Annotated in this window: 14 protein-coding genes; 7 read left to right on the forward strand and 7 right to left on the reverse strand. The window is 67.1% G+C overall.

The window, feature by feature from the left end:
* Position 1: 1 nt before the first annotated feature.
* Complete coding sequence (locus tag AC5RVG_RS14510) at positions 2-355, reverse strand: hypothetical protein (protein WP_494014375.1); 354 nt, start codon at positions 353-355, stop codon at positions 2-4.
* Between the two features lie 62 nt (positions 356-417).
* Complete coding sequence (gene mca, locus AC5RVG_RS14515) at positions 418-1,332, reverse strand: mycothiol conjugate amidase Mca (protein WP_494001466.1); 915 nt, start codon at positions 1,330-1,332, stop codon at positions 418-420.
* Between the two features lie 54 nt (positions 1,333-1,386).
* Between mca and AC5RVG_RS14520 the strand changes: the two genes are divergently transcribed.
* Complete coding sequence (locus AC5RVG_RS14520; RefSeq protein WP_494014376.1) at positions 1,387-1,836, forward strand: DUF4307 domain-containing protein; 450 nt, start codon at positions 1,387-1,389, stop codon at positions 1,834-1,836.
* Between the two features lie 268 nt (positions 1,837-2,104).
* Complete coding sequence (gene greA, locus AC5RVG_RS14525) at positions 2,105-2,596, forward strand: transcription elongation factor GreA (RefSeq protein WP_494001468.1); 492 nt, start codon at positions 2,105-2,107, stop codon at positions 2,594-2,596.
* A gap of 94 nt (positions 2,597-2,690) precedes the next feature.
* On the opposite strand, the gene AC5RVG_RS14530 is transcribed toward greA, so the two are convergent.
* The 5 genes from AC5RVG_RS14530 to AC5RVG_RS14550 all read right to left on the reverse strand — a co-directional run bounded on the left by AC5RVG_RS14530 (position 2,691) and on the right by AC5RVG_RS14550 (position 7,654).
* Positions 2,691-3,266: a rhomboid family intramembrane serine protease gene (locus AC5RVG_RS14530; protein WP_494014377.1), complete on the reverse strand. Its 576-nt coding sequence runs from the start codon at positions 3,264-3,266 to the stop codon at positions 2,691-2,693.
* A 2-nt stretch (positions 3,267-3,268) separates the two neighbouring features.
* Entirely contained in the window at positions 3,269-4,507 is a 1,239-nt protein-coding gene (gene ilvA, locus AC5RVG_RS14535) for a threonine ammonia-lyase (RefSeq protein WP_494001470.1), read from the reverse strand.
* Positions 4,504-5,781 (reverse strand): AI-2E family transporter, encoded by a 1,278-nt coding sequence (locus AC5RVG_RS14540; RefSeq protein WP_494001471.1) that lies wholly within the window; start codon positions 5,779-5,781, stop codon positions 4,504-4,506. Before AC5RVG_RS14540 ends, ilvA begins: the two co-directional genes overlap by 4 nt.
* 37 nt (positions 5,782-5,818) lie before the next feature.
* The gene (locus tag AC5RVG_RS14545) at positions 5,819-6,745 is read right to left on the reverse strand and encodes an aldose 1-epimerase family protein (protein ID WP_494014378.1); all 927 of its coding nucleotides are present in this window, start codon (positions 6,743-6,745) and stop codon (positions 5,819-5,821) included.
* Positions 6,746-6,823: 78 nt separating this feature from the next.
* Positions 6,824-7,654 carry a Bax inhibitor-1/YccA family protein gene (locus tag AC5RVG_RS14550; protein WP_494014379.1) on the reverse strand — a complete coding sequence of 277 codons (831 nt, stop codon included), beginning with the start codon at positions 7,652-7,654 and terminating at the stop codon, positions 6,824-6,826.
* Positions 7,655-7,949: 295 nt separating this feature from the next.
* On the opposite strand from AC5RVG_RS14550, the gene AC5RVG_RS14555 reads away from it, so the two are divergent.
* The 5 genes from AC5RVG_RS14555 to AC5RVG_RS14575 all read left to right on the forward strand — a co-directional run bounded on the left by AC5RVG_RS14555 (position 7,950) and on the right by AC5RVG_RS14575 (position 12,722).
* Positions 7,950-8,246, forward strand: a complete 297-nt coding sequence (locus AC5RVG_RS14555; RefSeq protein WP_493978707.1) for a GroES family chaperonin — start codon at positions 7,950-7,952, stop codon at positions 8,244-8,246.
* A 318-nt stretch (positions 8,247-8,564) separates the two neighbouring features.
* Positions 8,565-9,893 (forward strand): branched-chain amino acid ABC transporter permease, encoded by a 1,329-nt coding sequence (locus tag AC5RVG_RS14560; protein ID WP_494014380.1) that lies wholly within the window; start codon positions 8,565-8,567, stop codon positions 9,891-9,893.
* 11 nt (positions 9,894-9,904) lie between these two features.
* Positions 9,905-10,885, forward strand: coding sequence for a branched-chain amino acid ABC transporter permease (locus AC5RVG_RS14565; protein WP_494001474.1), 981 nt, complete (start codon positions 9,905-9,907; stop codon positions 10,883-10,885).
* A gap of 74 nt (positions 10,886-10,959) precedes the next feature.
* Positions 10,960-11,955 (forward strand): ABC transporter ATP-binding protein, encoded by a 996-nt coding sequence (locus AC5RVG_RS14570; RefSeq protein WP_494014394.1) that lies wholly within the window; start codon positions 10,960-10,962, stop codon positions 11,953-11,955.
* 11 nt (positions 11,956-11,966) lie between these two features.
* Positions 11,967-12,722 carry an ABC transporter ATP-binding protein gene (locus tag AC5RVG_RS14575; protein WP_494014381.1) on the forward strand — a complete coding sequence of 252 codons (756 nt, stop codon included), beginning with the start codon at positions 11,967-11,969 and terminating at the stop codon, positions 12,720-12,722.
* Positions 12,723-13,081: the final 359 nt, after the last annotated feature.

Genomic DNA, 13,081 nt, shown 5'->3' on the forward strand with positions numbered 1-13,081 from the left:
GTTACTCCCGGCGGTCCGGGCGGCCCGAGCGGCCGCTGCGTTCGTTAGTGCTCCCCGTTTCGGTGCCGCCGCCGTCGGCGTACCCGCCCCCGCCGGCGGGGCCCGCCTGCCCGGACGCTTCAGGCCCGGCCGGGGGCGAATCCTGGCCGCCGCTCTCCTCCACCTGGGCGCGGTAGCGCACCCGCCGGATGCGCCGGCTCATGTCCCAGATCAGGAAAACCACCACGGCCGCGAGGCCAAAGGTGAAGAAGAAGCCCCAGGGGCCGGGCGAAACCTGGTCAGCGTCGAGGCCGGGCCGGAGACTGGGTTCGCCGGCACCGGCGGCGACGGTGGCAAGGATCTGGATCAGGGGCAAGTTTCAGTCTCTTTCTGGCTGCGTCCCGGACAATGGGCTCCGGTGCTGGTTGGCTGCAAGGTCTATCTTATGCCCGCAAAAAAATCCGTTTCCGGCACGCTGGTCTCCACCCGGGCGTGGATCAGCGAGAAATCCTCCCACGGCCAGACGGTCCGCTGCATCTCCTCGGAGACCGCGAAGAAGAACCCGGTGGGCTCCACCTGGGTTCGATGCGCCAGCAGCGCGCGGTCGCGGTGGCGGAAAAAGTCGCCGCAGTCGATCTGCGTGGTGGTGCGGTGGTTCGGCATCGGCGGCTGATGCCCCTCGGCGTCGGCCTCCAGCCACGCCGCGAGGCGTGCGGCGTAGGGCGACTGCAGCCCGGCTTCCTCCAGGGCGTAGTGCAGTGCCCGGAACCGTTCCGGGTTGAACGCGCGGTCATAGTAGAGCTTGAGCGGCTCCCAGGGACTGCCCGCGTCCGGGTAGCGCTCCGGATCACCGGCAGCGTGGTAGGCCTCCACCGCCACCTTGTGGGCCATGATGTGGTCCGGGTGCGGGTAGCCGCCGTTCTCGTCGTAGCTGATCACCACATGCGGGCGGAACTCGCGGACCAGCCTCACCAGCGGAGCCGCCGCCCGCTCGAGGGGCTGGGTGGCGAAGCTGCCGAACGGCAGCGGCGGCAGCGGATCCCCTTCCGGCAGGCCCGAATCTGCGAACCCCAGCCAGCGATGCTGCACGCCCAGCTCCGCCGCCGCCCGGGCCATCTCCACCCGCCGCAAACCGGCCAGGTCCCGGTGCGCCTGCGGATCGGACGCGGCCTCCGCGTTGAGGATGTCTCCGCGTTCACCGCCGGTGCAGGTGGCGACGAGCACCTGGACGCCTTCGGCGGCATAACGCGCCATGGACGCGGCGCCCTTGCTGGATTCGTCGTCCGGATGGGCGTGGACCGCCAGCAGGCGCAGTCCCTCACTCTGCGCCGGCTGGGCTGCATCGAAGCTCACGTGGCTGCTCCTGGGAAATCTTGCGTGGGTGGGTGGGAAGCTAAACTTGAGGGCGTGAGCACCTCCGGCCCCCGAACCCCTCAGACTCCCCCCAGCTTAACGGTTTCCGAACGTTACGGCACACCGCGGCGGACGCTGTCCCGCCGCAGCAAACTGGCACTGGCCGGCGGGGCTTTGGGCGTGGCCATCATCGGCGCCGGTTTCTTTGCCCTGGGCCAGGACGGGCCGCAGATCGAGAGCAAGGACGTTGGCTTTGCCGTGGCCGACGCCGGCCACATCACCGTGGACTTCCAGGTCACCAAGGATCCCGAGGCCACCGTCCATTGCGCCGTTCAGGCCCTCAGTGAGAACTACGCCGTCGTCGGCTGGAAGGTCGCCACGATCGGGCCCGCCGCCGAAGGGGCTACCGCCCAGACCACGGCGCACCGCGTCCAGCTCCGGACCGAATCCCTGGCCGTTTCCGGCGGCGTGGACAGCTGCTGGCCCGCCGGCACCGGCGGCTGACCCTCCCGCCGGGCGCACCCGCTGCGTGCCTTTCCAGGCTGCCGCGGTTCTTTTGCCATCGAGTTATTGGGAAAACCGGCGGCGGCTGACTACAATTGAGCAAATACATTGCCCCGCCCCCCGGTGAACTGGGAACTCCCAGAACGAATGATTCACCTTCACGGCGGGGTCTTTGCATGGAGTGGCCGCCACCTTGGCGGCCTTTTGTGCAAAGAGCCACCGTGCCGGCCCGCCTCCAGCGGTACCGGCAGCAATTAAGGAGAACTACGTGTCCACTTCCAGCGCACCCGTCGCCTGGCTCACTCAGGAAGCCTACGACCGCCTGAAGGCTGAACTGGATCACCTTTCGGGCCCCGGCCGGGCAGAGATTGTCGACCGCATCGAACAGGCCCGCTCGGAGGGGGATCTCAAGGAAAACGGCGGTTACCACGCCGCCAAGGAAGAACAGGGCAAGGCCGAGGCCCGGATCCGTCAGCTCACCGACTTGCTGCGCAACGCCCACGTGGGCGAGGCACCCGCCGACGACGGCATCGTGGAGCCGGGCATGGTCATCGAAGCGAAGATCGCAGGCGACACCGAGCGCTTCCTGTTGGGCAGCCGCGAGGTCGCCGGCGAATCCGAACTGGACGTGTACAGCGAAAAGTCTCCGCTGGGCGCGGCCATCCACGGCCTGCGGGCGGGAGAATCCACCACCTATGCCGCGCCTAACGGCAAGCAGATCAGTGTGGAGATCATTTCCGCCAAGCCTTACGCCGGCTGATTACGCACCATCATCGTCGAAGGCGGGCTCCTGCGGGAGCCCGCCTTCGGCGTATGCGGCAGCAGGCTTCGGCCCGTGCACGCCGGGAACGGGTTCAGCGCAGGCCCCGCCTGCGGCGCAGCAGCACGGCGGCGGCGACTCCCCCGGCCGCCCCGAACAGGTGCGCCTGCCAGGAGATCCCGGGCAGCGCCGTCGGCAGGACTCCCCACAACACCGAACCGTAGAAAAGAAAGATGACCGCGGCCAGCAGGATCTGGCGCCAGCTGTGATTGTAGAAGCCACGTACCAACAAGTAGGCCAACAGCCCGAAGACCAGGCCCGAGGCGCCGATGGTCAGGCCCGCACCGGTCAGCCAGACCCCTAGCCCGGAGGCCAGCCAGCTGCAGGCGAGCACCACGCAAAACCGCCGGATTCCTTCCAGCAGCGTCAGGAACGCGAGTACCAGCAGCGGGACCGTGTTGCTCAACAGGTGGCCGGTGTCGGCGTGCAGCAGCGGCGCGAACACCACACCGTCAAGCCCGTCGAGCCGCCGTGGCGCGATGCCCAGCAGCAGGCTGAAGTACCCGCCGGCGAAGATGTTGACCAGGAAGACCACCCAGAGCAGTGCCGCCAGGGCCCCGGCACCGGCCAGCGCCGGGGCGGGGCGCAGTCCACGGCTTCCGGCGGCCACGGTCAGTGGACGACGATGGGCTGGAAGCCAGCGGCGCGGAGGCTGCCGAGCACCAGTTCGCAGTGCTCGTGGCCCTTTGTCTCGATGTCGATGGTGATGGCAACATCGCCCATGCTGATGGACCCGCCGATGCGGGTATGGTCCACGCGCGTGACGTTGGCGTCCGATTCGGCGATGATGCGCGAGATCGTGGCCAGCGAGCCGGGTCGGTCGTCGAGCATGATCCGCACGGACATGAACCGGCCGGAAGCGTACAGTCCCCGCTGGATCACCTTCAGCATCAGCATGGGATCTATGTTTCCTCCGGAGAGGATCACCGCCGTGGTGCCCGGGTCCGGGATGACACCCTCCATGAGCGCGGCGACGCCGACGGCACCGGCGGGTTCGACCACGAGCTTGGACCGTTCGACCAGGAAGATCAGTGCGCGGGCCAGGGCGTCCTCGCTGACCGTGACCACGTCGTCGACCAGTTCACGGATGATGGAGAACGGCAACTGCCCGGGGCGGCCGACGGCGATGCCGTCGGCCATGGTGGAGACCTTCTGCAGCGGCACCAGCGCATCGGCGGCCAGGGAGGGAGGGTAGGCGGCCGCATTCTCCGCCTGCACGCCGATCACCCTGATCTCGCGGCCCAGCTCTTTCGCCCTGGCCTTGACGGCCGTGGCGACGCCCGCCAGCAGTCCCCCGCCGCCGACGCCCATGACGATGGTCTCGACGTTGGGGACCTGCTCCAGGATCTCGAGCCCCAGCGTGCCCTGCCCGGCGATGATGTCCGGGTTGTCGAACGGATGCACGAAGACCGCTCCGGTCTCGTCCGCGTAGCGCTGCGCCTCGGCGAGTGCCTCGTCCACATTGTGGCCGTGCAACACGACTTCGGCGCCGTGGCCCCGGGTGGCCGCCAGCTTCGGCAGGGCGACGCCGAGCGGCATGAAAATGCGGGCCTTGATGCCCAGGCGGGCCGCCGCCACCGCCACGCCTTGCGCGTGGTTGCCGGCGGAGGCAGCCACGACGCCGCGTGCCTTCTCCGCATCGGACAGCCCGGCCATCCGCACGTAGGCACCCCGGACCTTGAACGACCCGGCCCGCTGCAGGTTCTCGCATTTGAAGAACACGTCGGAGCCGACCATCCGGCCCAGGGCGCGGGATTGTTCGATCGGCGTCTTGGCGATGATGCCGTCGAGGGTTTTCCGGGCGGCCTGGATATCGTCGAGCGTGACGGGAAGCTGGGCGGTGACTGTCACTTGTCGGTCTCTTTTCTGTGCAGCAGGACGCGGCGTCGGCGGGAGGGTTCCCGGTCTGAGGGCTCGGGCGGATTTCCGGGACCCGGCGAAGCCAGTGCCGGTTCCGGTGCCCGGTAGGGTTCTTCCACCGGTGGCGGCGCGCCCAGGGCCGGGTCGGTTTCCCACCCGCGGGCGGCGATGTACTTCACGACCGCGTTGAGGATCGCCAGCAGGGGGACGGCAAAGAGTGCGCCGGCGACGCCCGCGACCATCGAGCCGCCGGCCACGGCCAGCACGACGGCCAGCGGATGCAGCGAGACTGCCTTGCCCATGATCAGCGGCTGGAGCACGTGGCCCTCCAGCTGCTGAACCCCCAGCACGATGGCGAGCATGATCAGCGCGTTGACCCAGCCGTTGGCCACCAGTGCCAGGAGGACGGCGACGAACCCGGTGAGCAGGGCGCCGACGATCGGGACGAAGGAGCCAAGGAATACCAGGACGCCCAGCGGAAGTGCCAGTGGCACGCCGATGATGGCCGCGCCCGCGCCGATGCCGACGGCGTCGACGAAAGCGACGAACATCTGGACCCGGATGTAGTGGACCATGGAGGTCCACCCCTGGCGGCCGGCGCCATAGCCGGCCGCCCTCGCCTTCTTGGGCAGCAGGCCGACCATGAAACGCCAGATCCGGTCGCCGTCGTAGAGGAAGAAAATCAGCGCGAAGATGGTCAGCAGCAGTCCGGTGACCAGGTGCCCGGCGGTGGACCCGACGCTCAGGGCGCTGGAGAAGATCGCGCTGCTGTTGTTCTGCAGCTGGTCCAGGCCTTCGTTCAGGTAGTCGTTGAGTTGTTCGTTGGTCAGGCGCAGCGGCCCGTCCGTCAGCCAGCCCTGGACCTGGCCGATGCCTTGCATCACCTGGTCCCACAGCTCGCTGAAGCCGATGTAGAGCTGCCGGCCGACCAGGGAGAGCGCCCCGCCAATAAGCCCCAGGAAGCCCAGGATGGTGATGACGACGGCCAGGCTCTTGGGAACCTTGGCCTTGAGCAGGAACCGGACGACGGGGGAAATCAAGGCGGCGATCAGGGCCGCGACCATCAACGGGATGATCAGCAGCGAGACGAAACTGAGCAGCCAGACCAGCAGTCCGCCCACCACCAGGATCAACCCCACCCGCCACGCCCAGGCCGCACTGATCCGCAGCGCATAGGGAACGTCCTCGCGGACGTGGTGTTGGCCGTCAACTCCGGCCAAACGTCCGGCCGGCAGCGGACGGTTTTCGGGGAAGGACCGGTTCATACACCCAATAGTTTCATACTGTGACCCAGCCGTGTGTTCAGTGAAGCTGCGCCGTAATGCCCCAGCTCCCGCCGACCGTTGCACCGGGCTCCAGCCATTGAAGCCCCAGGCCGGAATTGAAGCTGTTGGCGGGTGCCGTCATCGGTTCCACCGCGACGGCGCGGTCCCGGCCCGGATATTTTGTGGTCACCAGGACATGGACGTAGGGGAAGGTTTCATCCTGCCACAGCGCGACCGCCGACCCGCTCTCCGAGGCGAGGGTGGTCACGGCGCGGCCACCCGGGCCGGCGGACAGGGCGGTGTAGCCGTGATCGAGGTCCAGCTCCGCCAGCCGGCTTCCGCCGCGCAGGTCGCACTGGCCGGTAACCGGCACATCGGCCGTCGGAATCATGGTCTGCCGGTCCGTCGGAAAGTACCGCGCCGCCGGCACGGTCAAGGTCAGCCGGTCGGCGGGTTCGTCTCCGAGCCGGATGAAGGGATGCGCGCCGAGTGCGACCGGCGCGGCGGCCGCGGACAGGTTTTGCAGTTCCTGCCGGACGGTCAGGTCGCCGGCCTGGTCCAGGGAGTATTCGGCAACGTGGCTGAGCCGGAAGGGGTAGCCGTGCTGGGGGAAGATCTCTGCCTGCAGCACTACCGCTGACCCGCTGCGGTCGACCAGCCGGTAGCCGGTGTTGCGCAGCAGCCCGTGGATGGCGTGGCCGCGGCCCGGTTCGGTGATGTCCAGTTGCTGGACGGCGCCGTCGAGTTCCCAACGGCCTCCGTCCACCCGGTTGGGCCAGGGCGCCAGCAGGATGCCCGAGGCCGAGGGTGGGATGCGGTCGTCGCCGAAGGTCTCGGTCAGCTGCACGCCCTGTTTTTCGAAGAGCCGGAGGCAGCCCGCCAGTTCGGTGACCACGGCCCGCGATCCCGCACGCCGCAGTTCAAACTGCTCGCCGGTCGCTGCCCGGCTGCGCTGGCCCGTCATGGTTCCACCGTAGCGGGTCGCCGCTTAAACAGCCGACCCCGGCGCACTGGCCGGGGTCGGTGGGTGAGGATGTGCCGCTTACTCGTCGCCGCGGAGGATGGCGAGCAGGCGCAGGATCTCCACGTAGAGCCAGACCAGGGTCACGGTCAGGCCGAAGGCGGCGGTCCAGGAGTACTTGCGGTCCACGCCCTGCCGGACGCCCTGCTCGATCGAGGTGAAGTCCACGATCAGGGAGAACGCGGCCAGACCGATGGCCAGCAGGCCGATGATGACACCCAGCGGGATGCCCATGATCTCAACGCCGCGCATGCCCCACTGGTTGTCCAGCACGCCGAACCACATCAGGCCCAGGTTGACCAAGGAGAAGAGCGCGTAGCCGATCAGCGCGATCATGAAGAAGCGCATGGCCTTGGGGGTGGCGCGCACCTTGCCGCTCTTGAACAGGGCAAGCGTGACGGCGAAGACGCACACGGTGCCCAGCACGGCCTGCGGGGCCACGCCGGCGTACATCGAGTCGATGACCATGGACAGGGCGCCGACGAACAGGCCCTCGGCGGCGGCATAGGCCAGGATGAGGCCCTTGGACGGTTCCCGCTTGAAGGCGTTGACCAGCCCGAGCACCAGGCCGGCGATCATGCCCGGAATCAGCAGGATCGGGAACATCCAGCCGATCGCACCGCCGACGACCACCAGGGACAGGCAGGCCAGGGTCTTGAGGATGACGTCGTCATAGGTCATCCGGCCGGTCTGGGCGGGGCCCGCCGACGGCTGGTTGTACAGATCCTGCAGCTGCTGGCTGGAAAGCTGGCTCTGGCCGGCGAGCACGGCGGAGCCGGCTCCGGCAGGGCCCGCGGGCGAGCCGCGGAACGCCTTCGGGTTGTTGAAAACCGGATTTCCTCCGATTGCCATCTTGTTGTCCTCCATCGTCAGGGGGCGAGCTATTGCTTAGACTACCAATCCCAACGAACAACACGGCAGAAAATTCCTTGACCGGCCGGTGAACCCGGGTCGGGCCCCGGCGCCGCCCTCCGGCTTCCTGGGCAGTAACCTGCGTCGGCAGCAGCGCCGCCCTGCGGCAGCATCGCGGCCGACGCGCCTGCAGCCCCGCGGCCGGGCCCGCCTGCCCGGGTAGAATGCTGGAGTGACGTCCCGCAGTCCTTCCAACGCGCCCCGCTCCTCCGCCCGCGCCAAGCTGCCCCTGCGCATGCTTCATGACCGCATCCTCGTGGCTCCGGACCAGGACAGCAGCGAGCGCCGTTCGTCCTCGGGAATCGTCATTCCGGCCACCGCCGTCATGGGCAAGCGCCTCGCGTGGGCCGAGGTAGTCGCCGCCGGCCCGCACGTGCGCCAGGTAGCGGTCGGCGATCGCGTGCTCTTCGACCCCGAGGACCGCGCGGAAGTCGAAGTCAACGCCGCCGACTACACCCTGCTCCGCGAGCGCGACGTCCATGCCGTCTCCCAGCCCGAGGAAGCGGACAGCGGCACGGGGCTCTACCTGTAGATCTCTACCTTCAATTCCGCGGCCCTTCCTGCCGTTTCCGGGCGCCCTGCCTGAAGCTTCCCGCAGGGACCCCTCTGGTTTTCCGCGGGGTTGCCGGCATCCGGTAGCCCGCCTGTTCCCAGAGGCCGATACGTTTCATCGATGCTAAACGACGGCTTCACAGTTGTTACCTGATCGCGACAGAACGCACCTTCCCGCCGCCCGTGACGCAGGTAACATAAACGACACGTCCGTGATTTCCGTCACAGACGCTGTCAGCGCCTGCCGGTGATCCGGCGGACCACACCCCCCACTGTGGAGGTTCATATCTTGATCGCGATGCCGAAGCTCGTTCGGCCATTGGGGACACTGCTCGCCTTACTGGCGATCATCGCGGGCATTATCTTGTCCGCGCCACCCTCACTGGCTTCGACCACCTCACCTGAGCCGACCCCCGGCGCGACGACGACGGGGACCGCGCCGGCGGAACCCTTCCGCGACACGATCAGCGGCGTCCTGCGCAATGCCGACGGCCCCGTCGTGGGGGTGCGGATCACGGCGACGGGCGAAGGATTCACCGGCGAGGCGACCACCGGCGAAAACGGGTCTTGGTCGATCGGTGTCCCGAAACGTGGAACGTACCAAGTCGAAGTGGACGTCTCGACCTTCCCGGAGGGAGTGGAGCTCGCCGAAGGCACGCCGAATCCGCGGGAAGTCACCTTCACGAACACTTCCAACGCCGCGGCCATCTTTCCGCTCGGTGAAGGCATTGTGCTCCAGGGCGCCGGTTTCGGGGAGATCTTCGTCGAGCGTCTCATTGCGGGCCTGAGCTTCGGCCTGCTGCTGGCCCTGGCCTCGGTGGGGTTGTCCCTTATCTACGGCACCACCGGCCTCACCAACTTCGCGCACGGCGAGATGGTCACCGCCGGCGCGGTGCTGATGTTCGGCTTCGCGCTTGTCGGCCTTCCGGTGTGGCTGGCCATGCTGTTGGCCATTGTCCTGGGCGGCGCGTTCGGCTGGGCACAGGACGCCTGGCTGTGGAAGCCGCTGCGTCATCGGGGTACCGGGCTGATCCCCATGATGATCATCAGCATCGGCCTGGCCCTGGCTGCCCGCTATGTCATCCAGTTCAACTTCGGCGGCGCCACGCAGCAGCTGCCGCAGGCCCGAAGCCCCATCCTGGAATTTGGCGAGATTTCGATCAGCCGCAACACGCTGCTCTCGTTGATCGTCAGCCTGATAGTGATCATCCTGATTGCCATGCTGTTGCTGAAGACCCGGCTGGGCAAGGCCACCCGGGCGGTCGCGGACAACCCCGCGCTGGCGGCGGCCTCCGGTATCGATGTTGACGGCGTCATCCGCATCGTCTGGACGGTCGGCGGGGTGCTGGCCGCGCTGGGCGGCATCCTCTGGGCGTATTACCGCCCCGGCGTCACGTTCAACATGGGCCAGCAGATCCTGCTGCTCGTCTTTGCCGGCGTCATCCTCGGCGGCCTGGGCACCGTGTTCGGCGCCCTGGTCGGCTCGGTGATCGTCGGCATGTTCGTCGAACTGTCGACGCTCTGGCTGGAAGCGGACCTGAAATACGTGGGCGCCCTGCTGATCATGATCGTCGTCCTGCTGTTCCGGCCACAGGGCATCCTGGGCCGTCGAGAGCGCGTGGGTTAGGAGGCAACACCATGGATTTCCTGAATATATTCACCAACGCCTTGGGCGAAATCATCAGCCCGACGACGGCCGCCTACGCCCTGGCGGCACTCGGGCTGGCCGTCCACTTCGGCTATTCCGGCCTGCTGAACTTCGGCCAAGCCGGTTTCATGGCTATCGGTGCCTACGGCTTCGCCATCCCCACGCTCGAATGGGGCGTGCCGTTCTTTGTCGGCGTCTTGATAGCCCTGATCGGCTCGGTGATTTTTGCGCTCCTGCTGGGCATCCCCACGCTTCGGCTCCGGGCGGATTATCTGGCCATCGTCACGATCGCCGCGGCGGAGATCATCCGGTACGTGGTCACCACCAACGACCTGACGGACATCACCGGTTCGGCCAACGGCCTGGCTGCCTTCGAAGGCGGGTTCTTCGCCCTGAACCCGTTCCCGCAGGGCGCCTACAATTTCGGCCTGGTGACCCTGAACGAACGCGGCCTCTGGATCCGCGTCGTCGGCTGGGGCCTGGTGGTCATCTGCTGCCTGCTGGTGTTCCTGCTGATGCGCAGCCCGTGGGGCCGGATCCTGAAAGGCATCCGCGAGGACGAGAACGCGGTGCGGGCCTTGGGCAAGAACGTGTACTCGTACAAGATGCAGGCCCTCATCATCGGAGGCCTGTTCGGAACAATGGCCGGCATGGTGTTCACGCTTCCCCGCGGAGCGGTGCAACCAGCCAACTACCAGACGGAGCTGACGTTTTTCCTCTGGACCTGCGTGCTGCTGGGCGGCATGGCCACCGTCCTCGGCCCGGTTATCGGCGCCATGCTCTTCTGGGTAGTCCTCTCGCTGACCCAGGGACTGCTCTACGGTGCCATCGAGGCGGACTACATCACCTTCCTGACAACCACGCAGGCAGGACAGCTCCGCTACATCCTTGTTGGCATCGCCTTGATGCTGCTGATGATCTTCAGGCCCCAAGGCGTGCTGGGCAATAAGAAAGAACTGGCATTCACATGAGCGAACAAGACCGCACCACCGCTGCCGGGGCCACCGCCGTCCCGGAACAGGCAGACCAGCCGGTCACGGACTACATGACGGACACGCGTCCCATTGCTGCCGACGAACCGGGCCCGGGCTGCCGGAAACGGGATCCCATCCTCGTCGCCAAAAACGTGACCCGGCAATTCGGCGGCGTCAACGCCGTGGACGTGGAATATCTCGAGATCCCGCGGCACCAAATTACGGCGCTGATCGGACCCAACGGGGCGGGCAAGACCACCCTGTTCAATTTGCTCACCGGGTTCGATATCCCCCAGAGCGGCGAGTGGTCCTTCGAGGGGCATTCCCTCGCCGGTGTGCCGTCCTACAAGGTGGCCCGCATGGGCATGGTGCGCACATTCCAGTTGACCAAGGTTATGGGAAAGCTCTCCGTCATGGAGAACATGCGCTTGGGTGCCACCGGGCAGTCCGGCGAAAACCTCTTCAAGGCCCTCTTCAAGAACATCTGGGGGCCCAAGGAACGGGAGATCACGGATCAGGCCGACGTCTTGCTGGCCAAGTTCAAGCTCGACACCAAACGGGACGACTACGCAGCATCGCTCTCGGGTGGCCAGCGCAAGCTGCTGGAAATGGCCCGCGCCCTGATGGTCCGGCCCAAGCTGGTCATGCTCGATGAGCCGATGGCCGGCGTCAATCCCGCCCTGACGCAGTCGCTGCTGGAGCATGTCAGAAACCTGAAGGCCGAGGGCATGACCGTGCTGTTCGTCGAACACGACATGCACATGGTCCGCCACATTGCCGACTGGGTGGTGGTCATGGCCGAAGGCCGGATCGTGGCGGAAGGTCCGCCCGGCGTCGTCATGAAGGATCCCGCTGTGATCGACGCGTACCTGGGCGCCCATCACGACGTCGACCTGGGCGACGCCGAAGGCGTCGAAGCGCTGGAGGAAGAGCTGGCGCAGGACGCGGAGTCGGTCGTAGGCACGGATGCCGAGGGCGTCCTGGGCCGCCACATCAGCGAGCAGGATTCCAGCGCGGACGAAGCAGGCAACGCCGACCGCGGAACCAGAAGGAAGGACCGGCCATGAATGCTCGCCGCATGGAAACGACCCCGCAAGCCGTGGCGCCGGGGGAACCGGTGGTCACCGTGACGGATTTGGTGGCCGGCTATCTGCCCGGCGTCAATATCCTCAACGGCTGCAGCATCGAGGCCCGCCAGGGCGAATTGATCGGCATCATCGGCCCGAACGGTGCCGGCAAGTCAACCCTGCTCAAGGCGATGTTCGGCCTGGTCAAGGTCCATTCCGGCACCGTAGTGGTGCGCGGCCAGGACCTGACCGGGCTGAAAGCGAACAAGCTCGTCAGCCGCGGCATCGGGTTCGTCCCGCAGAACAACAACGTCTTTTCGACGCTGACCATCGAAGAAAACATGGAAATGGGCATGTTCCAACGGCCCAAGGACTTCAGGAAACGCTTCGAGTTCGTGGCGGGTATCTTCCCGGAACTGGCCAAGCGCCGTGCGCAGCGGGCGGGCTCGCTCTCCGGCGGTGAACGCCAAATGGTGGCGATGGGACGGGCCCTGATGATGGACCCGGCGGTGCTGCTCCTGGACGAGCCTTCCGCCGGCCTCTCTCCGGTCAAGCAGGACGAGACGTTCCTGCGGGTGCACGAAATCAACCGGGCCGGTGTTTCCGTAATCATGGTGGAACAGAACGCGCGCCGCTGCCTGCAGATCTGCGACCGCGGTTACGTCCTGGACCAGGGCAAGGACGCCTACACCGGAACCGGCCGCGAACTGCTGAAGGATCCGAAGGTCATCCAGCTCTACCTGGGCACGCTCGCGGACACCGCCTGAGACCCAACCTCACCGCGACGGCGGCGCCTGTCCCCTGGGGCGGGCGCCGCCCTCGTGTTTGCCCACTGGCCTCAGGGCGCCGCCCGCTGCGCCCAAGCCGGGTGTCCCCGCCGCGTGTGCTGCCCCCTGGCGGGCCCAGGCGGCATGCTCGTCCCCCAACGCCCCGCCCGGCCCGGTCCCAGCGGACCTCTCATGCCGGCACCGCCTTCGCATCCCGCTCCGGAACGTCCGGCCCGGGAGCACGGCAGAGGGCCCCGACCGGTGAACTGCTCCCCGGAAGTTGGACTGAGAAATTCAGTTCCGACTCCTGGGGAGCAGTTTTATGCATGCATGTAGTTCGTTATCCGAGGATCAGCGCG

Source organism: Arthrobacter senegalensis (assembly GCF_059091765.1).

Coding starts and splice junctions, on each gene's coding strand:
- AC5RVG_RS14570 (WP_494014394.1), top strand. CDS start 10,960: ATGACGGACACGCGTCCCATTGCTGCCGACGAACCGGGCCCGGGCTGC.
- AC5RVG_RS14550 (WP_494014379.1), bottom strand. CDS start 7,654: ATGGCAATCGGAGGAAATCCGGTTTTCAACAACCCGAAGGCGTTCCGC.
- AC5RVG_RS14565 (WP_494001474.1), top strand. CDS start 9,905: ATGGATTTCCTGAATATATTCACCAACGCCTTGGGCGAAATCATCAGC.
- AC5RVG_RS14540 (WP_494001471.1), bottom strand. CDS start 5,781: ATGAACCGGTCCTTCCCCGAAAACCGTCCGCTGCCGGCCGGACGTTTG.
- AC5RVG_RS14545 (WP_494014378.1), bottom strand. CDS start 6,745: ATGACGGGCCAGCGCAGCCGGGCAGCGACCGGCGAGCAGTTTGAACTG.
- AC5RVG_RS14555 (WP_493978707.1), top strand. CDS start 7,950: ATGCTTCATGACCGCATCCTCGTGGCTCCGGACCAGGACAGCAGCGAG.
- AC5RVG_RS14560 (WP_494014380.1), top strand. CDS start 8,565: ATGCCGAAGCTCGTTCGGCCATTGGGGACACTGCTCGCCTTACTGGCG.
- AC5RVG_RS14575 (WP_494014381.1), top strand. CDS start 11,967: ATGGAAACGACCCCGCAAGCCGTGGCGCCGGGGGAACCGGTGGTCACC.